Origin of the sequence: Lactococcus sp. LG1074, assembly GCF_017309525.1 — a bacterium.
Classification (GTDB): domain Bacteria; phylum Bacillota; class Bacilli; order Lactobacillales; family Streptococcaceae; genus Lactococcus; species Lactococcus petauri.
Window position 1 is genome coordinate 1243481 of record NZ_CP071293.1, and the last position, 20106, is coordinate 1263586.

Below are 20106 nucleotides of genomic sequence, written 5' to 3' on the forward strand. Positions count from 1 at the left end.
TTATTTGTTTACTTTTTGGTAGTTTTCATCAAAATACTTACCATCACGAATATCATTTGGTAAACCTTCATATGGTGCTTGGGCAATGACATCTTCGTTGTCTGTTCCAGCATTAGCAATATACGTGATTGTAGCAAATTCTGGGACTAGGTATTTTGGATAAGTTTCGTATTTTTCACGTGATTCATGCATCACATCGATAAAGTCATTTTGGAAACATACCGTAATTTCTGGATGTTCGTGTACCCATTTTGGGAAGAAAATCATACCGTGCATTTTTTCTTCATTTGGCATGAAGTCTAAAGCAACATCTGTTCCTGTTGGTTCGGTCCAAGCAACTTTATAAATACCTTCTGTAAGCATCACGATGTCAACTTCTTGTTCTTTTACCCAACGACCAGCAACCATTCCGCCATGAATACGGTAATCGATTGTTTTCTCATTTTTAATATAAATTTCGTATTCCCAACCATTGTCATAGGTATAAATCATATGTGAGCCGATAAAGTCTTTTAATGTAGAGTATTTTTTCATTTTTAGTCCTTCTTTCTATATATGTAAATTAAACATGTTTTATTTACATATATAGATTACTCCTTTATTTAAAAATTGTCAAATAAAAAAATACCGACCTTTAAATCAGCATTTTTTTATTTATAATTTTCTTTTTTTAGCAAAGTCTTCAATCATAACTTTCCGTACTTCTCGAGGCAAAAATTTTCGGATATCTTCTTCGTGGTAGCCGACTTGCAAATGGCTATTGTCTATGATTAATGGCTGACCAAGTAGCAGAGGATTATCAACGATTGCTTGAATCAGTTCTTGAATCGTTAAAGAATAAAAATCATCTTTTAAATTTTGGATGGCTTTTCCTCTACGTGTAATAATATCATCAGACCCTTCTTCCGTTAAAGAAAAAATTGCAAGAACTTCTTCTTTTGTAAGTGTATCTTTGGTGAGATTGATTTCTTGGAACTCTAAGTGATGATCCATAAGCCATTTTCTTACCTTTTGTGATGATGAGTTGGCCGCCGCCGTATATAGCTTAATCATAGTTTATCCCTCTTATTCCCATTTTCAGAACCTTTTAGCAATTTTTCAAAGTCGTATCTTTAATATACTATTCTTTTCTTATTTGTGAGTTAACTGTTCCTTAAACCAAATTTAAAATTGTCTAGTTTTTTGCCACAAATCCAAGATATTAAATAAAAAAGCACAGATTTATGACCTGCGCTCTTTTATTTAATATCTTATTGATCCACCAAAAGGCGAACTTTTTTACCCTCAACGGGCACAAAGTAAACGACTGTGCGAATTGCTTGAATGATACGTCCTTGACGGCCAATGATACGACCAATATCAGCTTCCGCTACTTCCAAATGGTACTCCATAAATTCTTCACCTTCGATAATTTCCAATGAAACAGCATCGGGTTCTGTGACCAAAGGTTTTACAATTGTCATTACAAGTTCTTTCACATCTTTTTGCATTTCTTACCTCTACTCTGACTAAAATCGTCCAAATTATTGTGAAATTGACAAAAAGCGGCTTAAGCCGCTTTTAATATTATTTGCTGAATTTTTGTTCGTGGAATTTTTTCATAACGCCAGCTTTTGAAAGGATGTTACGAACTGTATCAGATGGTTGTGCACCATTGTTAAGCCATTCCATAACGCGTTCTTCTTTCAAAGTTACTTGGTTTTCAGCTACAAGTGGGTTGTAAGTTCCAACTGTTTCGATGAAACGACCATCACGTGGTGAACGTGAATCAGCAACGTTGATACGGTAGTAAGGTTTTTTCTTTGAACCCATGCGAGTTAAACGAATTTTTACAGACATGTTATATTTCCTATTTCTATTTTTTATTACTTAACTATTATAGCATAAAATTTTTCCCTGTCAAGAAAAAAACTTGACAGCATTTTTATTACTATTCTTTCTGCTTTAGCAGATTAGAATGGCAATACGTAGGGAGCAAAGCGAGTTGTGAGCCTTGATTATTTGTTGTTCTGACGAATCTCTAGCAAAAGTTTTTCAGCTATCGCTTGATTCATTACTTTTTCTCGGCGAAGTTTTTCACTCAAAATAGTGATTTCTTCGTCTTTCGCGCCAACTGTCATTGCTAAGGCCCGAACTTGTAAACTCATATGTCCTTGCTGTATTCCCTCAGAAACTAGAGCACGCAAAGCAGCCAAATTTTGTGCCAAACCAACTGCAGCCATGACCTGTGCTAATTCTTTGGCTTCTGTAATTTCTAAGAGTTCTAAAGCAGCTTGAGCTTTTGGCAAAACTTTCACTGCCCCGCCAACCGTCGCCACCGGTAATGGTAGCTCAAGACTTCCCAAAAGTAAGCCATCCCTGACATCCCATTTCGCTAGACCTTGGTAGCTTCCTTCCTTGCTTGCATAAGCATGAATTCCAGAGGCCACAGCACGCGTGTCATTTCCTGTGGCAAGGACAACAGCATTGATACCATTCATAATGCCTTTATTATGTGTGGCAGCACGATAAGGATCAATTTTAGAAAAACGTGAAGCCGCCTGAATTTTTTCCGCAACTTCTTGCCCATTATTACCTTTACTCAGTCGTTCAACGGGAATTTCACAACTGACTTTAACCAAAGATTCCGTAGCATAATTGCTCAAGATACTGAATAATATTTTTTGCTCTGGAAACCATGTGCGAAAAAGATTAGCAACGCCTTCCAAAATGGCATTAACAATATTCGCTCCCATTGCGTCCTTCACGTCCACTTTAAAATCAACGGATACAAAGCCTTCTGCTTCGAAAGCTCTACTGCTCACCTGTCGTAAACCACCACCACGTTTAATAATGGAAGGATAAGCTTCTTTGGCAGCACGAAAAATACCTGCTTGATTTTCTTCGATAGTCTGCATTAAGTGGTCTGCCTGATCAACATCATAAAAAACAATCTGCCCTCGCATTAATCGTACCGAAAGCACCGTTTGAAAATTTCCAGCTATTCTTGCGCCATTACTTGCAGCTGCAATCACGGAAGGTTCTTCGGTTACCATTGGAACGAGGAATTTTTTGCCATTAATGACAAAGTTTTGCGCCAAGCCCATGGGTAGCTCGAATTCACTGATTTGGTTTTCGATGAGATTATCTGCTAAAGCCGCATCAAGTACTGTTTCTTCTAGAATTTGTCGTGTTTCTGACTTTAAGTCAAGAAAATCCAGACGCTCTGCTGGACTCATTTGGTAAAATTTTTTCTTCATATTCATTGCTTACACTAAATTAGGGTTTTCCAAGAGGACAGCCAAACCGAGACCGCCACCAATACAAAGGCTAGCAATACCATAGCGCTTATTTTCGCGTTGAAGTGCATAAGCTAAAGTAGTCAAGACACGTGCTCCTGATGAACCAATAGCATGCCCTAAAGCAATAGCTCCACCATAAATATTCACTTTTTCTTCTGGAATATTGAGTTCTTGATTTACAGCAACACTGGAAGCCGCAAAAGCTTCATTGATTTCAAATAAGTCGATATCTTCAATATCCAAATCTGTACGATCAAGCAATTGGCGAATGGCTTTAATCGGGGAAACACCCATAATTTCAGGATCAATTCCAACTTCTTCACTAGCTAATAATTTTGCCAAGACTGGAAGCTCTTTGGCTTCGGCATAATCATCGTTTGCTAAAATCAAAGCAGATGCACCATCATTTACTGGCGATGAGTTACCTGCCGTTACACTTCCGTTTTCACTGAAGGCCGTACGTAGTGAAGAAAGCTTTTCTAATGACGAGTTTGCACGAATTGTCTCATCTTCTGCTAAATCTGAAAATGGTACAATTTCTTTTTCAAATGCACCCGCTGTACGTGCAGCTAGAGCTTTTTCTTGCGAACGTTGAGCAAAGCGATCTTGTTCTTCACGACTAATTTCAAATTGCTCGGCGATTGTTTCACCGATCAAACCCATAGATTCGCCATTAAAGGCATCTACCAAGCCCTCAGACATCATTGTAAGAACTTCTTCGCCAGATTTACGGTGACGAATGATTGGGGATTGAGACATGGATTCTGTTCCCCCAGCAATCACGACATCCGCTTCCTCAAGTTGTAAAAGTTGTTTAGCGAGAATCACTGCCTTCATACCTGAACCACAGACTTCATTTATCGTTGAAGCTGGAACATGGTGAGATAGACCACTATTGATTGAGATCTGACGTGCAATATTTTGCCCTGTACCAGCCTGTAGTACATTGCCAAAAATCACTTGTTTGACGTCATCTTTAATATCTTCATGGCGCTCAAGTAGATTTTTAACTACATGAACCCCCAGTTCTGCAGCTGTCTTATCTGACAGAGCACCATCATATTTTCCGACAGGCGTACGAAGCGCATCGATAATTACTATTTCTTTCATAAGCCAAGTATAGCACATTTCTGCCCCAAATAGTCAAAAGTTTTTTCCAATTTTTAATCTTTTATGTTAAAATTGGAGCTTAAACATACAAATTAATAAAGCATATAAACTGGAGGATATATATGAATATTGGTATTGACAAACTTGCCTTTTTTGTTCCTGAAACTTATGTAGATATGACTGATTTAGCGCTGGCGCGTAACATTGATCCAGCTAAATTTCATATCGGTATTGGACAAGACCAAATGGCCGTCAATCCGATCAGCCAAGATCTCATCACCTTTGCGACCAACGCAGCTGCTGAAATTCTGACTGAAGAAGATAAGCAAGCAATTGACATGGTCATTGTTGGGACCGAGTCTTCTGTTGATGAGTCAAAAGCCTCTGCTGTTGTTGTTCATGGTTTACTTGATATTCAACCTTTTGCGCGTTCTATTGAACTTAAAGAAGCCTGTTATGCAACAACTGCGGGCTTGCAAATGGCTAAAGACCATGTTTATCGTCACCCAGAGCGTAAAGTTCTCGTTATCGCGACTGATATTGCCAAATATGGCTTGAACACGGGTGGCGAACCCACACAAGGCGCTGGTGCTGTAGCCATGTTAATTGCAGCTAACCCTAATATCTTAGCACTCAATGATGACTCTGTCAGCTTGACACAAGATATTTATGACTTCTGGCGTCCTTTTGGTGATACTTATCCAACTGTTGATGGTCAGTTTTCAAATGCTACTTATATCGAGGCTTTTGCTAAAGTTTGGCAAGAGTATGCACGTCGTACTGGCCTTAGTTTCTCTGATTTTGCTGCCTTAGCTTTCCATACTCCTTATACTAAGATGGGAAAAAAAGCACTTCTTCCTCAACTTGAAAATGAAAGTTCTGAAGTTCAAGAACATCTTCTGGCGCAGTATGAGAAAGGAATTGTCTATAATCGTCGTGTAGGAAATCTTTATACAGGTTCGCTTTATCTCAGTTTGATTTCCTTGCTAGAAAATGCTGAAAATTTAAAAGCAGATGATAAGATTGGGCTCTTCAGCTATGGCTCTGGAACAGTTGCCGAATTTTTCTCTGGTCAATTAGTTGATGGCTTTGAGAAACATCTCCGCAAATCAGAGCACCAAGCTCTTTTAGACAATCGTAAAAAACTTTCTATTCCAGAATATGAAGAAATGTTCTCAGAAAGTCTGGATGCACATGTTGATCAAAAATTCTCTGATCCTATGCCCTATAGCCTTGCTGAATTAAAAAATTCAACACGACTTTATCGTAAATAAAAAACATTGGTTACGGCCAATGTTTTTTTGTTTATTTAAAAAATTGTCGGAACAAGCCCGCCATCCATACGAAGAGCTTCACCAGAAAAAGCACCTGCAAGAGGACTAGCGACATAAGCGACAAAATTACCAATTTCTTCAGGATGAATCAAACGTTGAATCGTTGATGTTGGACGATTGTTCAACATGAAGGCGCGACTTCTCTCTTCAACAGACTCTATATCTGGATAAAGTGAAGCCAATAAATTCTCAACACCTTCAGTTAATGTTGATCCTGGCATTACTGTATTTATTGTTACCGTAGTACCTACTGTTTCACGGCTTAAGGATTTCGCTAAAGACAGATTCATTGTTTTGGTCATAGAATAATGCGGCATTTCTGGACTTGGCATAATTGCTGCTTCTGATGCGATAAAAATGACACGCCCATTAGCATTTTTTGTCTTCATTTTAGGAAGATAAAATTGAGCTAAAGCAATCCCTGATATTGAATTAACCTCAAAGTAACGGCGCCATTCATCTAATTCGATGTCTTCAAACTTTGCATCGTTAAATATTGCCATATTATTGACTAAAATATCAACTTCTGGAAAAGCTTGAAAAAGAGCTTGTCGTTCATTTTCTATTGATAAATCATAGGCTGCTGGATAAAAAGTTTGGTTTGGATATTTTTTGTTAAGTTCTTCAATTACTTTATCCACAACATCCGAAGTTCTGCCATTAATAATAACATCGGTACCTTCGGCCGCAAGACTTTCAGCAATCGCACGTCCAATACCTTTGGTTGATCCGGTAACTAAAGTAAGTTTTGCCCTGTGTTTAGTTGTTAAAGATCACTGTCTCAAAGTTAAATGACTCAGGTAAATGACGGGCTATCGAATATTCAAAAATACGTCCATCATCAAGGTTAGCAACTTGCTCGACTTGCATCAGAAAATCCGTATCTGTAAGATGCATAGTCTGCTTTTCTAATGCGTTGGGACGTACACCTTTAACATTAAGAAATGAACTCTGAATAACAAGACCAAGTTCTTCCAAGATATATTTATAAATGGAACCCGTTAGATGGGAATATTTCAATTGTGGAATAATGGAAATGGGCATATAAGTGTACTCAATAATCGTTGGCACCTTTTTGACATATCTTACCCGTTCAATACGATATATGAACTCCTCTACATCTATGGATAATTTATGAGCAATATCCGCATTTGGATGCTCGACTTCAAAAGTTAAAACTTTAGATTCCATTTGTCCTGAATGACGCTTGGAAGAACCCTCTACAGCATAGAGATGCGCTTTTTTGCCTTTGGTCCAATCTTTTACTATCGTTCCATAACCTCTTCGGCGGATCAAAAAACCCTCTGACACAAGAATATCCAATGCTTTTTTAACGGTCATTAAACTCGCATCATACTCTTGTACTAAGGCGTTACCATCTGCAATCCTGGAGTTGATAGGATAGTGACCAGACAAAATTTTTTCCTTAACATCTTCATAAATTACCAAATATTTTGGCTGTTTCTTTTTCATATACCGACCTCATAAACTGACATTCTCATTATTATTACACAATATCGTAGGAAAATAAAGTAAAAATCATAAGTGATAGTAACTTATGATTTTTACTTTATTAGCGATTGGCTGAACGCGCCATTCTCACATAAGTGTGACGTTTTCCTCGAATACTCATTGAAGCATGAAAAATATTTTCCGGAGCTGGCATTCCAGCTACGCCTGCATCTCCCAGCTCAAAGACATCTGCACCTGCACGTTTGGCCGCCAAAGCTAAACTTTGAATCGTACTTTTATCTGCACCTTCTTGCGAAGTTCCAACCACACAGTCCACCAATGTACCTGTTTTTCTAGTCGCAAAGGCTAATCGTGCGATTTGTTCTTCTGTGGTACCTGGTACAGCCCCCGGAGCGGGTAAGTCAAGCATATCAATTCCGGCATCAATATAGGCTTTTAAGTTTTCCCAAACCAAATCTGAGCCATGTGAGACAACGGGATTCAGCATTAAAAAGCCATTATAGAAACGACGTACCAGCTTAATATCCGCTACGATACGCTCTGGGCTTGCTTCAGGCGTAACATATGCTGTTAACGATAAGAAATTTATTCCTTTGCGAAGAACTTCCTTTATCGATGCGTCTGTCACTCTCTTATATTCAGATCCGGTATCTTTGATAATTAAATTGACACCAACAGCGGTTCCTGTTAACTTCCGTAACTCTGAGAGGTCATTAACCTCCCCTAATCCAGGAATGACCATCTTTTGTACATCAATATCTTTCAAAAGTAATAAATCTGTACCAAAAGCTGCCGCCATTTCACCATTTGTAACCTCTGGATAGAGTGGTGCATTTTCTGCAGCTAGATCCACGAGTATTGTGCGTCCTTCTGCTTTTAAAATAGCTTCTTTGAATTCTTTTGATGTACTCTCTCGTGTAAAATCAGAAGCTTCATATCCTAAAATTCTTTTCATAGTGCTATATCTCCTAGTCCAACATGCTTAAACGGTAAACCGAAGGTGAAACTTGGTTAAAGCCATTTTCCAAAATCTCAATATTGGTGATAACTTCTTCATCTTTCACTAATTTTTCAACACCATTAACAATAGTTTCATAAGCAGCATCGTAATAGCGACCATAATCGCCAACAGGTGTTTTTATTTGTTTTTCAATCCAGTCGCCATTTGCATTTTGATATTTAACAAGACCATAATTTATAGGACTATCTTCCCCAAATTCTGATACTTCAGGCATAATTCCAGCTTTCAAATCATTTTCTTGTTGATCCTCACCGTACTTAATAAAGGAACCTTTTGTTCCATGAACGATAAATCTTGGATAATCTTGTGCTACCAGATGATTTGTTTTTACTTTAACTTTTAATTGGTTTCCATAGTGCAAATCAACGTCAAAAAAATTATCTACTGCTTCTGCAACTTCATTGTTTCTAATATCATAAGTTACTGCTTCAGGACGCCCAAAAAGTGCCACGAGTCTATCAATAGAGTGAATACCTAAACCATAAAACGCACCTGCTTCTTTTGGACCTTCTTCTGTTATTGATCCTGGACGATAATAATCAATGTGCGCTTCCACTTCAAGAATGTCTCCAAGTAAGCCACGCTCAATAACCTGCTTTACTGCCAAATAATCCCCATCAAAACGTCTGTTTTGGTAAGGAGCCACCATAACACCTTTTTCTTTCCCTAAGGCGAGCAACTCTTTGGCATGTTCCAATGTGTCAACAAAAGGTTTCTCTACGATTACTGATTTTCCAGCTTCAATTACTTTCTTAGCCAGCTCATAATGCGTGTGGGCTGGTGTACAAATTGTGATAAGTTGTATGTCATCATCCTTCAGCATTTCTTCTAAATCAGTTGTGAAATGCACGCCCTTTTCCAAATATGGTGCTGCAAGTTCTTCATTAATGTGTAAATCAAAAATTGTTTTAACCTTGATGTTTTCACGCAGAATAACATAAGGAAGGTGATAGCGATTTGCTGATTTCCCAAAACCGATAAATCCCATTGTAAGCATAAGATTCTCCTTAAATATATATGTTAATTTATAAAAGACTATACTTTTATATAAATTGAATTATACTTTTAAAAAATAGGATTGTCAAGAATATAAATTCCCAACTAAAATTAAGTAAAAAAAAAGCATTTACAAAAATGCTTTTTTTATTTTAAACTGTTACTTCTTCCTTCATTGCTTTTTTAGCTGTTGCCATCATCAAACGAATCCGATTGAGCTGGTTGACCGCAGAAACACCTGGATCATAATCAATTGGGCTAATATTTGCACCCGGATATTGCCGACGTAACTCTTTCAGCATTCCTTTACCGACAATATGGTTGGGAAGGCAACCAAATGGTTGGAGACAGACGATGTTTTGAACGCCTTTTTGCAAGAGCTCAATCATTTCTCCTGTCAAGAACCAGCCTTCACCTGTGTGATTACCTACTGAAACGATTCCTTCTGTATTGGCCGCTATTTCATAAATAGACTCAATACCGTCAAAACGGTCAGAAGCACGTAAAGCTTTATCCATCGGTTTTTCCAACATATTAATAATAGAGAGTAGTGTTTTTGCCATCAATTTATTTTTCTTAGCAAAACCAATCTCATCTGTTTTCCAAATTTGGTTGTATAGAGAATAGTTCATAAAGCCAATCAAATCGAGAACTACTGCTTCAGCGCCTTCTTCTTCAATAATTTTCACAATATCATTATTGGCAGTTTTGCTGTATTTAACCAGAATTTCACCGACAACACCCACACGAGGTTTTTGAATATCAAGGAGTTCGATATTATCAAAGTCCTTGATTATCTGTTTCATGTTCTTGTTGAATTCAAAAATAGAAGCAGATTTAACATTATGTTGTGCTTTTTCTAACCATTTCGCATGAAGTGCATTGACTGAACCTTTTTCAGCTTCATAAGGCCGCGTCCGATAAACCACGCGCTCAAACAAATCTCCATAAAGCACAGCAATCATAAAATGAGTCAAAAGTGGCACAGTAAACTTAAAGCCTTTTTCTGTCCCTTGGTTGCCCATAGATAAGCTTACCACTGGAACTTGGGGGAAACCTGCATCGACAAGTGCCTTACGAAGTAAAGGAATATAGTTTGTTGCGCGACATCCACCACCTGTTTGGGTCATCATGACGGATGTATTGTTTACATCATATTCGCCAGATTGGAGAGCTTCGATGAGTTGACCAATCGTTATGATTGCAGGGTAGCAAGAATCATTATTCACAAATTTTAGTCCGTTGTTCACCGAGCTTTGGGTTTCCGGCAAAACAACTACATTGTAACCTGAAGCTGCAAAAGCGTTCTCAAGCAAGCCTTCTTGGTGAATCGGCGACAACATTGGCATGAGAAGCGTGTGTTTTTTAGACATTTCTTTTGTAAAAACCGGATGTGTTTCAACAATTTCTTTGATTTGAATATTTTCTTCAACACCATGTCGATGACGTTCTGAAACTGCTGCCTTGAGAGAACGTAAACGAATACACACTGCTCCCATATTTGAGCCTTCATCAATCTTAAGGACTGTATAGAGTTTATTATGGTTGCGCATAATTTCTTCGACTTGGTCTGTTGTCACTGCATCCAAACCACAACCAAATGAATTCAATTGTACTAATTCCAAATTTTTATTTTTACACACTACTTGCGCTGCAGCATATAGGCGTGAGTGGTAAACCCATTGATTAACAACGCGCAGCCCAGCAACTTCTTCAAGATGTGCAATGCTGTCCTCTGTAAGGACGTGGAAACCTTCTTGCGTAATAATGTCAGCAATGCCATGATTAATCTCTGGATCCAAATGATAAGGACGACCTGAGAGAACGATAGCTTTTTCCTTGTTCAGATTAATCTGCATGAGCAACTCTTCTGCCTTATCCCGAATATCTTGCTTGAAGTTCTCCATCTCTTCAAAACCGTGGAAAACCGCAGCTTTCACTTCAGATAAATCCACTTTGAAACCCTGTCCAAGCAAAGCTTTATGGACATTGACAGCTACACCTTCCTGATCACCTAGATTAATAAATGGATGAAGGTATTTAACTTTACCTTCTCGAATTTCATCAATATTGTTACGAATCACTTCGGGATAAGACTGAACAATCGGACAGTTATAATTATTTTCTGCTTGAGCCTGTTCTTTTTGTTCATAAAGCACTGAAGGATAAAAGATAGCCGGAACATCCTTTTGAATCAAGGACATAATGTGTCCATGTGATAGCTTGGCAGGATAACAAACTGTATCAGAAGGAATTGTTTCAATTCCTTTTTCAAAAAGTTCTTTATCAGACTTAGGGGATAATACTACTCGGAAACCTAGATCCGTTAACATGGTATGCCAGAGCGGGTAATTTTCATACATATTTAGGACACGCGGAATCCCTATTTCTCCACGGGTTTGTTTTTTCTTGGTTAAGCTCCGGTATTTGAAAAGTTTCTTGTATTTATAGTCGACAAGATTAACCTTTTTATCACGTTTGTCAACTTTTACTTGTGTTGCTTTTTCTGCGCCTCGCTCACAGCGGTTTCCTGTAACAAACTTACTGCCATCATTAAAGACGGTCAACGTCATTTTACACTGATTTTCGCAAAGGCCACAAACCATAAATTCTTTTTGTGTGCTGAATGCTTCCAAATCGTGCAAGTTCAGAATTCTTGATTTTTGCCCATACTCCTCCTTTTCTAGCGAAATTAAAGCACAGCCATAAGCGCCCATAAGTCCTGCTATAGAGGGACGGACAACTTCACGTTCGGAGATTTTTTCGAAAGCACGAAGTACAGCTTCATTATAGAAAGTCCCACCTTGAACGACAATCTTTGTTCCTAATTCTTCAGGACGTTTAACTTTAATTACTTTATAGAGGGCATTTTTGATGACAGAGTAACTTAAACCAGCAGAGATATCTCCTACAGTCGCACCTTCTTTTTGGACTTGCTTCACTTTCGAATTCATAAAGACTGTGCAACGTGAGCCCAGATTTACAGGATGTTTTGCTAATAGTGCAATTTCAGCAAAGTCACGCACATCGTATTTCAAAGAATGAGCGAAAGTTTCAATGAAAGAACCACAACCAGAAGAACAAGCTTCGTTTAAAGATATTGAACTTAAAGCACCATCGGTGATCCGCATAGCTTTCATGTCTTGGCCACCAATATCTAAAATAAAGTCCACACCGGGATTAAAATAGTCCGCTGCCTTATAGTGCGCCATCGTTTCAACTTCCCCGTAATCGACTCGGAGTGCAGCTTTAATCAGGTGTTCACCATAGCCGGTCACAGTAGATTTGGCAATATAAACATCTTTTGGCAGTAAACGATAGACTTCTTTTAAGACGTCAATGACTGACTCTAAAGGTTCACCATTATTTGAACCATAATGATCAAAAAGAATATGCCCCTCACCATCAATGAGCACAATTTTTGTTGTGGTTGATCCAGCATCAATCCCTAAAAAAGTTGCTCCTTGATGTTCAGAGAGCTTTTTATAGCTTGCTTTTGCCTTAGCATGTCGTGCTCGAAAATCTGCTAACTCTTGTTCATTTTCAAAAAGACGATCCAACGTATCCTGCGGAATCAAGCTGTCGCTATTGTCACTTTCTAGATTATCAATTAAAGTACGAATCGTACTTGTTCTTGTTTCCTCAGCCAGAGCAGCACCCATTGCCACAAAAAGTTGAGGATTTTCCGGAAAAATAATATCCTCTTCTGCAATATCCAAAGTTTCAATAAAACGTTTGCGCAATTCGCTCATAAAATAGAGCGGTCCACCGAGAAAAGCGATTTTTCCCGTAATCTTACGACCGGAAGCTAACCCAGCAATCGTTTGATTCACCACGGCTTGGAAGATTGAAGCGGCTATATCTTCTTTGCGTACTCCTTCATTGAGAAGGGGCTGAACATCTGTTTTGGCAAAAACTCCACAACGGCTAGCAATGGGGTATATTTTCTCATAGTCTTTAGCTAATGTATTGACACCCGCAGCATCTACTTTGAGTAAAGCCGCCATCTGGTCAATAAAAGCTCCTGTCCCACCAGCACAAGTCCCATTCATACGTAGCTCTTGGGTACCTGCGTCAAAAAAGGTCATCTTGGCATCTTCACCACCAAGTTCAATCATGACATCTGTTTCAGGAATAAATTTCTCGATAGTAATCGAGCTTGCGATAACTTCTTGTATAAAAGGGACATCAATTACATCTGCAAGTCCCATTCCCCCAGAGCCTGTGATTGCTAAGGTAAGTGAACACTCGCCTCTCTCTTCCAACAATTCTTTTAATACTTTTATCGTTGCCGTTTTTACATCTGAAAAATGACGTTCATATCGGCTAAAAAGGAGCTGATATTCCTCATCAAAAACAACGAGTTTTACTGTAGTAGAGCCGACATCAATCCCAGCCTTATAACTTTTCATAGTATTTTTTCCTTCTCTATTTGACAGGCTGTTGCTTATCTTATTCATTGTCTATTTTATCATTTATTCCTCATTTTTCAACCGTCAAGTTACAAGTTAATGTCATTTAAACAACATTTAGAAGTTGCGTGTCGTTTATGTCAAAAATGTTTTACATAGCTTAAATCGGTAGAATTTATCATAAAGGACTATAATAAACAACAGATACTACTATTATGTTGTTTAACCTACAAGTAAAGAGGAAATGTATTAATATGGCTAAAATAAATGATTTACGTGTCTTAAGAACACGAAAAATGATTACACAAGCTTTCTTTTCTTTGTTAAGAAATAAAAAATTTGAAAAAATTTCCATTCAAGAAATTGCAGATGCTGCAATGATAAATCGTGCAACTTTTTATGCACATTATGCTGACAAGCAAGATCTTTATGACAGTTTAATTGATACTTTTATCATGGATTTTATCAAAATTTTAGATGAACAAAATCCTGTGGATGGAACTGACGTTTATGTCAATGATATTGAGGAGATGTTGGCGCGCTTCTACGACTTTGTACGTCAAAATCCAGAAGTAGCACAAATTGTGATAGATAAATCACAGGACCAAACGATTATTAATCGTTTTATCGAGATATTAACCGAACGTTATACCGAACTTTTCGATAAGCTGGAAATTCGGGAACACGATGTATTAGTTCCAAGTGATTTTGTCATCAGCTATATTACTTCTATCTTAGCAGGCACACTTAAATGGTGGGTTTCTTCACCGAGTACCATGAAACCGAGTGATTTTGCACATCTTATCGTTAAATTAATTTCAAATGGTCACTTGACAGTTTTAGGTGTAAATATAAAATCATAATATTCGGCTGTAAGTATTTTTGTTTTATAGTGCAGATATAGTTTTCTCCCTTCTGCTACTTCTGATATAATTAAGATAATGAGAAGTATACAAGGAGCTCTACATGCAAGCAAAATACATTATGTCAATTGACCAAGGGACAACAAGTTCTCGCGCGATAATCTTTAACAAGCAAGGACAGCACGTCGGCAGTTCACAAAAAGAGTTACAGCAGCATTTTCCTCAAGCTGGATGGGTTGAACATGATGCCAATGAGATTTGGAATTCGGTACAATCTGTTGTCTCCGAAGCACTTATCCAATCAGGCATCAAACCTGCAGAAGTCGGAGCGATTGGTATTACCAATCAACGTGAAACTACCGTTGTATGGGATAAAAAAACAGGCATGCCCATTTATAATGCAATCGTCTGGCAATCTAGACAATCGGCGGCCATAGCTGATACTTTGAAAAAAAACGGCCATTCTGAACTTATCCACCAAAAAACTGGTCTTGTTATTGACTCTTACTTTTCAGCCACTAAAATACGTTGGATTTTAGATAGGGTTGACGGCGCGCAGGAACGCGCTGAACGTGGTGAATTGCTCTTTGGTACTATTGACAGTTGGTTAGTCTGGAAATTAACCGATGGTGAAACGCATGTAACAGACTATTCTAATGCAAGCCGGACCATGCTTTTTAACATCCATAATCTCCAATGGGACCAGGATATTCTCGACCTCTTGAATATTCCGGCAGCTATGCTTCCTCGCCCCGTTTCTAATTCTGAATGCTACGGTATGACCAAGCCCTATCATTTCTTTGGCTCAGAAATAGCTATTGCAGGGATGGCTGGAGATCAACAAGCGGCTTTATTTGGCCAAATGGCTTTTGAACCGGGAATGATTAAAAGTACTTATGGTACTGGTGCCTTCATCGTCATGAACACAGGTCAAGAGGCACAACTATCCAATGATCTTTTAACCACGATTGGTTACAGTATTAATGGTCAAGTCACCTACGCTCTTGAAGGGTCCGTTTTTGTTGCTGGCTCTTCTGTCCAATGGCTCCGTGATAGTCTGAAAATGATTGATAACAGTAAAGAATCTGAAGCAGCGGCTTTGGCTTCTAACAATAATGATGAAGTCTATGTTGTACCTGCTTTTGTGGGTTTAGGTGCTCCGTATTGGGATCAGGATGCTCGTGGGGCTATCTTTGGCATTACACGAGGAACCAGCAATAACGATATTATCAAAGCTACCTTACAAGGTATTGCTTATCAAGTCAAGGACATTATTGATGCGATGCAAGAAGATTCAGGAATTGATATTCCATTACTGAAAGTTGACGGAGGTGCAGCTAATAATAGCTATTTAATGCAGTTCCAAGCGGATATCCTTAATATTCCCGTCCAAAAAGCCAAGGATCTTGAAACTACAGCTCTTGGTGCAGCTTTCTTGGCTGGTTTAGCAGTTGGTTTTTGGAAAGACATTGATGAAATAAAAAGCTCTTATTCAGAAGGGCAAAGCTTCCAACCTCAAATGGATGAAAAACGACGACAAACACTTCATCAGGGTTGGAAAAAAGCTGTCGAAGCAACACGTGTTTTTAAATAAAAAAAGATCCAGAATTCTGGACCTTTTTTTATTTATATTATTTGCTCAACAAGGCCGCTGCTGCTTCATCTGCAATAACAACAACATCAGTATGTTTTTGCAAGATAGATGCTGGCATATCTTCAGTGATTTCACCTTCAACCATTCCTTTAATTGCTTCTGCTTTTGATTCGCCATAAGCCATCAATACGATTGATTTAGCTGCCATGATTGAAGCGATACCCATAGAAATCGCTTGACGTGGCACATCTTCTTCGTTTTCAAAGAAACGTGCATTTGCTTTAATTGTACTTTCTTGGAGATCGACAACGTGTGTTGTTTCTTCAAATGAAGTTCCAGGTTCGTTGAAACCAATGTGTCCGTTTTGACCGATTCCAAGAATTTGGAAATCAATCGGGTGTTCAGCAATGATTTGGTCATAAGCTTTTGTTTCTGCTTCCAAATCTGCCGCCTTACCATTTGGCAAGAAGTTTTCTTTGAACGGTTTTTCATTGAAAAGGTGTTTGCTCATAAAGTAACGGTAAGATTGTTCATCTGAACCATCAAGTCCAACATACTCGTCCAAGTTTACTGAAGTCATATCTGAAAAATCAAGATTTGATTTAACGATTTGGTTGTAGAATTCTACTGGAGTTGAACCTGTAGCAAGTCCAAGTGTTTTTGCTCCATTATCCATTGCTTCTTTGAGTAAGTCAAAGCCGATTTTTGCGCCTTCAAGTTGGTTTTTTACGGTGATAACTTTCATAAGAGAGTCTCCTTTTTCAAATTGGTATATACACATTATAACGCTTATTCATTTTCTTGTCAATAGGAAAGTTCAATTTTCACCCAATTTTTATCATGAAATTATAAATAAAAACGGCTAGCTGCCGTCTTTATTTTCCTTATTATTTTAAAGTATTTTCAAATTTATTTTTGACCTTGTCTAGCGTTTCTTGGGTAACAAGTTGGGTCTTGTTTCCTGAGATTTTAGTCGCATGGACGTTTATTTTACTTACCTTAAGCGCCTTATTATAGTGTTTGACCATATTCATAAACTCTGAGAAGCTGATGTTAGTATTGATGACCTCAGGGAAAATTTTCAAAATTGCTAAAGAGTGTCGCGTCAGAACAGAAGGCTTTTTCAAATTCTCAAATGTAGCAATAGCCACATCTTGTAGTCTGTCTGTATAGCCTTTCTGATCGTTAGCGTCAAGCAAGCTGAGGTAAGCTGCAACTTCATCCGCTGTTTTTAACTGGACAGAACCTTGCTCAAATTTGAGGCCCTTAGATACAAAAGCTGTTGTATTTTGCACAACGATTCCTCCACTTGCCTCAACCAGTTTCCCCATGTTGTCAAAGTTAATTTCTACTACTTTATTAGTTTCTGTACCAAAGGTCTCATTAAACTTCTTGCTTACTGCTGCTGCTCCGCCTTGAGTATAACTTTGATAGAGCGTTGTTTGATCTGGAAAAACTAAAAGAGGTTGAACATTGATGAGACTTGTCTTTTTGAGCTTTGCATTTGTAGAAGTAAGGCTGGATGTCATAAGAACTTGCTCATTATCTACATGAGCAGTCCCTAGAATTAAAGTCGTAAATGTTTCTCCTTTCTTTAAGTTTACCGGACGTGCTTCTGCCAGATGCAGAGTATTAGCCTTATTGATGGCTGTTTTAGAACTTTGATAGAAGAATACCCCTAAGCCAGTAAAAACAAGTATCAAGACTAGTAAAGTGATGCCGATAACTTTAGGAAACTTGCCCTTTTTTTGAGTAGCTTTCTTTCCACTTGACCGTCTATACGTTTCTTTTTCCATAACTCTCTCCTTATTTAAGAATGATAAAATCATTAACTGAGCGTTGATCCTGACTCGGATATATTACTTCGCCCTTGAATGCCATTTGACTTGATCCGCCGCCGTCCAGTGGAGCTATACTATAAAAGTGGACAGAAAATTGTGTGTTATAATCTGTCTATTAAGACACAAAAATGAAAGGACTTTTATGTCAGGTTTTAAACGTTACGACGAGGAATTTAAGCAATCTCTCGTTAATCTCTACCAAACAGGTAAAACTCAATCCGAACTCTGTAAAGACTATGGTGTCTCCCCTTCTGCACTTGCAAAATGGATCAAGCAGTACTCTCAAGTTCGTCTTGAAGATAATACGGTCTTGACTGCTAAACAGATTCAAGAATTACAAAAAAGGAATGCCCAACTCGAAGAAGAAAATCTTATCTTAAAAAAAGCAAGTGCCATATTCATGCAAAACTCCAAGTGAGATTAAAAGCAGTCTATAGACTCCGATTTGAACACACGACAGTTATGCTCTGTCGTGTTTTACATGTCAATCGTTCCACCTACTATAACTTCATAAACAAGAAGCCCTCAAAACGTGAAATAGAAAATCAACGCTTGAGAAAATTACTCCTTGAGATTTATATGAAAGCCAAGAAAAGAATTGGAACGAGAGCTTTTAAAATCATTCTCCTGCGTGATTATGGCGTTAATATTTCTGAGGGGCGTATCTTAAGACTTCTCAAGTCTATGACACTCCCTAAAATGTCAACGATTAAACCTAGAGTTAAATCAAAACACTCTCCTGCATTTTCTTCTGATAATCTCCTTAAACAAGAATTTAATCCTAAGTCCCCGAATCAAGTATGGACAACTGATTTCACTTATATTTCTATAGGACATAGACGGCATGTTTATCTCTGCGCCATCCTTGACCTCTACTCTAGAAAATGTATTGCTTGGAAAGTAAGTGACAGGATTGATGCTAAACTTGCCTGTGACACATTAGGGATGGCTATAAATAAGAGGAAGCCTAAGGAACCAATCATTTTTCATTCGGATCAAGGTAGCCAATTTAAATCAGCTTCCTTTAGAAAAATATTAGATGAGCATCAATTGCTTGCTTCTTACTCCAAACCTGGATATCCTTATGATAATGCTGTCACTGAGGCCTTTTTCAAGTACCTCAAACAACGGGAAATAAACAGAAGAACTTATCACTCCATTCAAGAAGTTCAACTCTCTTGCTTTGAATACATCGAACAGTTTTATAACAACTATAATCCTCATTCCGCAAACAATGGTTTAACTCCAAATCAGAAAGAAGAAAACTATTTTAAGAAAATATAGCTCATTTTGTGTCTAAATATTTGACATTAGTCCAAATTGCAGTTGATGAAAATCCTGCCTCTCGTTCAGCTTGAACAGAGTTTCTGTAAACACCAATTACCTCACCACGATAATCAATGACTATAAATGGATTTAAAAAGTTCTTACTTCTTCTTTCTTTGCTTTCCTCTGACCAATTCCAACTGTGCTTTTTCATTTGTCATCTCCTATATTCTTTGTTCCAAAGATTAGATTCAATACTCGTTCGCCTCTGCGTACAATTTCAATTTCCTCTAATAACATCCCCTCTTTATAATCATCTACAAAGAAGAAATCCATTTTCTCTGTATGCTTTCTATTTTCTTTGCATTGTTTTCTTATCTTATCTGTTGTGATTCCATAGTGTTCACTTGCACTCTTTAATGAATTAAACTCTTTAAACAATGCTTGACTTTTATAATCAACTGCAATAACTTTTCTTTTCATAATAAATTCTCCTATTCTTTCTAACCCCTCTACTTAATAGATAGTTTGGTAGTTAATTAGGGACAAAATTTTAAAAACCCCTTCAATATAATAAGGGTTTGGGTCTGTTTTTCACACGTTTTTTAACTAACCCCTCTACTTAATAGATAGTTTCAACTGATTTTTCACACGTTATTATCTACCCCTTCACTATAATAAGGGTTACGAGAGGTTTTTCACGTGTTTTGATAAAACCAGTGATACCAAGGCTTTACAGCCTTTTTGCGTAAATAATTGATGATTTTCTTTATTTGTAACATAATTGTAATCTAAACTTAATATAAAAGAAATAAAAAAACATAAAATAAATGAAAAATAACACGACTTATCTGAGAAACAGCAACCAAAGTATAGAACTCAGTTACGAATCTCTTTTAAAGTGTTTAATTTTGT

Annotated in this window: 17 protein-coding genes and 3 pseudogenes; 4 read left to right on the plus strand and 16 right to left on the minus strand. The window is 37.7% G+C overall.

Annotated elements, in window-relative coordinates; translation table 11 throughout:
• From J0J36_RS06195 to J0J36_RS06220, 6 genes are all read right to left on the minus strand, one after another.
• On the minus strand, positions 1-534 hold the full coding sequence (locus J0J36_RS06195) for a phenolic acid decarboxylase (protein WP_019292391.1): 534 nt from the start codon (positions 532-534) through the stop codon (positions 1-3).
• Between the two features lie 120 nt (positions 535-654).
• Complete coding sequence (locus tag J0J36_RS06200; RefSeq protein ID WP_206886697.1) at positions 655-1053, minus strand: Spx/MgsR family RNA polymerase-binding regulatory protein; 399 nt, start codon at positions 1051-1053, stop codon at positions 655-657.
• 197 nt (positions 1054-1250) lie between these two features.
• Positions 1251-1490, minus strand: a complete 240-nt coding sequence (locus tag J0J36_RS06205) for a KH domain-containing protein (protein WP_004256341.1) — start codon at positions 1488-1490, stop codon at positions 1251-1253.
• A 76-nt stretch (positions 1491-1566) separates the two neighbouring features.
• Positions 1567-1839: a 30S ribosomal protein S16 gene (gene rpsP / locus J0J36_RS06210; RefSeq protein WP_004256337.1), complete on the minus strand. Its 273-nt coding sequence runs from the start codon at positions 1837-1839 to the stop codon at positions 1567-1569.
• 158 nt (positions 1840-1997) lie between these two features.
• Complete coding sequence (locus J0J36_RS06215; RefSeq protein WP_206886698.1) at positions 1998-3239, minus strand: hydroxymethylglutaryl-CoA reductase, degradative; 1242 nt, start codon at positions 3237-3239, stop codon at positions 1998-2000.
• A 9-nt stretch (positions 3240-3248) separates the two neighbouring features.
• Positions 3249-4391 (minus strand): thiolase family protein, encoded by a 1143-nt coding sequence (locus tag J0J36_RS06220; RefSeq protein ID WP_029343395.1) that lies wholly within the window; start codon positions 4389-4391, stop codon positions 3249-3251.
• 122 nt (positions 4392-4513) lie between these two features.
• Between J0J36_RS06220 and J0J36_RS06225 the strand changes: the two genes are divergently transcribed.
• On the plus strand, positions 4514-5665 hold the full coding sequence (locus J0J36_RS06225) for a hydroxymethylglutaryl-CoA synthase (RefSeq protein ID WP_019292395.1): 1152 nt from the start codon (positions 4514-4516) through the stop codon (positions 5663-5665).
• A gap of 35 nt (positions 5666-5700) precedes the next feature.
• Here J0J36_RS06225 and J0J36_RS06230 read toward each other — a convergent pair.
• The 5 genes and pseudogenes from J0J36_RS06230 to J0J36_RS06250 form a co-directional block, all read right to left on the minus strand.
• A pseudogene (locus J0J36_RS06230) lies at positions 5701-6474 on the minus strand (SDR family NAD(P)-dependent oxidoreductase); the annotation flags it as partial.
• A 10-nt stretch (positions 6475-6484) separates the two neighbouring features.
• On the minus strand, positions 6485-7198 hold the full coding sequence (locus tag J0J36_RS06235) for a GntR family transcriptional regulator (protein WP_019292397.1): 714 nt from the start codon (positions 7196-7198) through the stop codon (positions 6485-6487).
• A 100-nt stretch (positions 7199-7298) separates the two neighbouring features.
• On the minus strand, positions 7299-8153 hold the full coding sequence (locus tag J0J36_RS06240) for a hypothetical protein (protein WP_153925122.1): 855 nt from the start codon (positions 8151-8153) through the stop codon (positions 7299-7301).
• Between the two features lie 13 nt (positions 8154-8166).
• Positions 8167-9216 (minus strand): oxidoreductase, encoded by a 1050-nt coding sequence (locus tag J0J36_RS06245; protein WP_153925125.1) that lies wholly within the window; start codon positions 9214-9216, stop codon positions 8167-8169.
• Positions 9217-9367: 151 nt separating this feature from the next.
• A complete protein-coding gene (locus tag J0J36_RS06250) occupies positions 9368-13627 on the minus strand; it encodes a 2-hydroxyacyl-CoA dehydratase (protein ID WP_153925127.1) in 4260 nt (1419 codons plus the stop codon).
• A 254-nt stretch (positions 13628-13881) separates the two neighbouring features.
• Here J0J36_RS06250 and J0J36_RS06255 point away from each other — a divergent pair, with 254 nt between their 5' ends.
• Both J0J36_RS06255 and glpK read left to right on the plus strand, forming a co-directional pair.
• On the plus strand, positions 13882-14490 hold the full coding sequence (locus tag J0J36_RS06255) for a TetR/AcrR family transcriptional regulator (protein WP_019292736.1): 609 nt from the start codon (positions 13882-13884) through the stop codon (positions 14488-14490).
• Between the two features lie 103 nt (positions 14491-14593).
• Positions 14594-16084, plus strand: coding sequence for a glycerol kinase GlpK (gene glpK, locus J0J36_RS06260; protein WP_019292737.1), 1491 nt, complete (start codon positions 14594-14596; stop codon positions 16082-16084).
• A 37-nt stretch (positions 16085-16121) separates the two neighbouring features.
• On the opposite strand, the gene nagB is transcribed toward glpK, so the two are convergent.
• The 3 genes and pseudogenes from nagB to J0J36_RS10550 form a co-directional block, all read right to left on the minus strand.
• Positions 16122-16829, minus strand: a complete 708-nt coding sequence (nagB, locus tag J0J36_RS06265; RefSeq protein WP_019292738.1) for a glucosamine-6-phosphate deaminase — start codon at positions 16827-16829, stop codon at positions 16122-16124.
• 142 nt (positions 16830-16971) lie between these two features.
• The gene (locus J0J36_RS06270; protein WP_153925131.1) at positions 16972-17880 is read right to left on the minus strand and encodes an LCP family protein; all 909 of its coding nucleotides are present in this window, start codon (positions 17878-17880) and stop codon (positions 16972-16974) included.
• Between the two features lie 10 nt (positions 17881-17890).
• Positions 17891-17989 (minus strand): annotated as a pseudogene (locus tag J0J36_RS10550) (exopolysaccharide biosynthesis protein); the annotation flags it as partial.
• 78 nt (positions 17990-18067) lie between these two features.
• Between J0J36_RS10550 and J0J36_RS06275 the strand changes: the two are divergent.
• A pseudogene (locus J0J36_RS06275) lies at positions 18068-19225 on the plus strand (IS3 family transposase).
• On the opposite strand, the gene J0J36_RS06280 reads toward J0J36_RS06275, so the two are convergent.
• Together J0J36_RS06280 and J0J36_RS06285 are read right to left on the minus strand one after the other, a co-directional pair.
• Complete coding sequence (locus J0J36_RS06280; protein ID WP_153925134.1) at positions 19211-19405, minus strand: hypothetical protein; 195 nt, start codon at positions 19403-19405, stop codon at positions 19211-19213. The pseudogene J0J36_RS06275 and the gene J0J36_RS06280 sit on opposite strands and share 15 nt — an antisense overlap.
• Positions 19402-19674, minus strand: a complete 273-nt coding sequence (locus J0J36_RS06285; RefSeq protein WP_153925136.1) for a hypothetical protein — start codon at positions 19672-19674, stop codon at positions 19402-19404. The genes J0J36_RS06280 and J0J36_RS06285 overlap by 4 nt, the downstream gene beginning before the upstream one ends.
• Between the last annotated feature and the right edge of the window lie 432 nt (positions 19675-20106).

Coding starts and splice junctions, on each gene's coding strand:
- J0J36_RS06240 (WP_153925122.1), bottom strand. CDS start 8,153: ATGAAAAGAATTTTAGGATATGAAGCTTCTGATTTTACACGAGAGAGT.
- J0J36_RS06280 (WP_153925134.1), bottom strand. CDS start 19,405: ATGAAAAAGCACAGTTGGAATTGGTCAGAGGAAAGCAAAGAAAGAAGA.
- J0J36_RS06245 (WP_153925125.1), bottom strand. CDS start 9,216: ATGCTTACAATGGGATTTATCGGTTTTGGGAAATCAGCAAATCGCTAT.
- J0J36_RS06200 (WP_206886697.1), bottom strand. CDS start 1,053: ATGATTAAGCTATATACGGCGGCGGCCAACTCATCATCACAAAAGGTA.
- J0J36_RS06285 (WP_153925136.1), bottom strand. CDS start 19,674: ATGAAAAGAAAAGTTATTGCAGTTGATTATAAAAGTCAAGCATTGTTT.
- J0J36_RS06250 (WP_153925127.1), bottom strand. CDS start 13,627: ATGAAAAGTTATAAGGCTGGGATTGATGTCGGCTCTACTACAGTAAAA.
- J0J36_RS06205 (WP_004256341.1), bottom strand. CDS start 1,490: ATGCAAAAAGATGTGAAAGAACTTGTAATGACAATTGTAAAACCTTTG.
- J0J36_RS06270 (WP_153925131.1), bottom strand. CDS start 17,880: ATGGAAAAAGAAACGTATAGACGGTCAAGTGGAAAGAAAGCTACTCAA.
- J0J36_RS06215 (WP_206886698.1), bottom strand. CDS start 3,239: ATGAAGAAAAAATTTTACCAAATGAGTCCAGCAGAGCGTCTGGATTTT.
- J0J36_RS06235 (WP_019292397.1), bottom strand. CDS start 7,198: ATGAAAAAGAAACAGCCAAAATATTTGGTAATTTATGAAGATGTTAAG.
- J0J36_RS06220 (WP_029343395.1), bottom strand. CDS start 4,391: ATGAAAGAAATAGTAATTATCGATGCGCTTCGTACGCCTGTCGGAAAA.
- glpK (WP_019292737.1), top strand. CDS start 14,594: ATGCAAGCAAAATACATTATGTCAATTGACCAAGGGACAACAAGTTCT.
- J0J36_RS06225 (WP_019292395.1), top strand. CDS start 4,514: ATGAATATTGGTATTGACAAACTTGCCTTTTTTGTTCCTGAAACTTAT.
- J0J36_RS06195 (WP_019292391.1), bottom strand. CDS start 534: ATGAAAAAATACTCTACATTAAAAGACTTTATCGGCTCACATATGATT.
- nagB (WP_019292738.1), bottom strand. CDS start 16,829: ATGAAAGTTATCACCGTAAAAAACCAACTTGAAGGCGCAAAAATCGGC.
- rpsP (WP_004256337.1), bottom strand. CDS start 1,839: ATGTCTGTAAAAATTCGTTTAACTCGCATGGGTTCAAAGAAAAAACCT.
- J0J36_RS06255 (WP_019292736.1), top strand. CDS start 13,882: ATGGCTAAAATAAATGATTTACGTGTCTTAAGAACACGAAAAATGATT.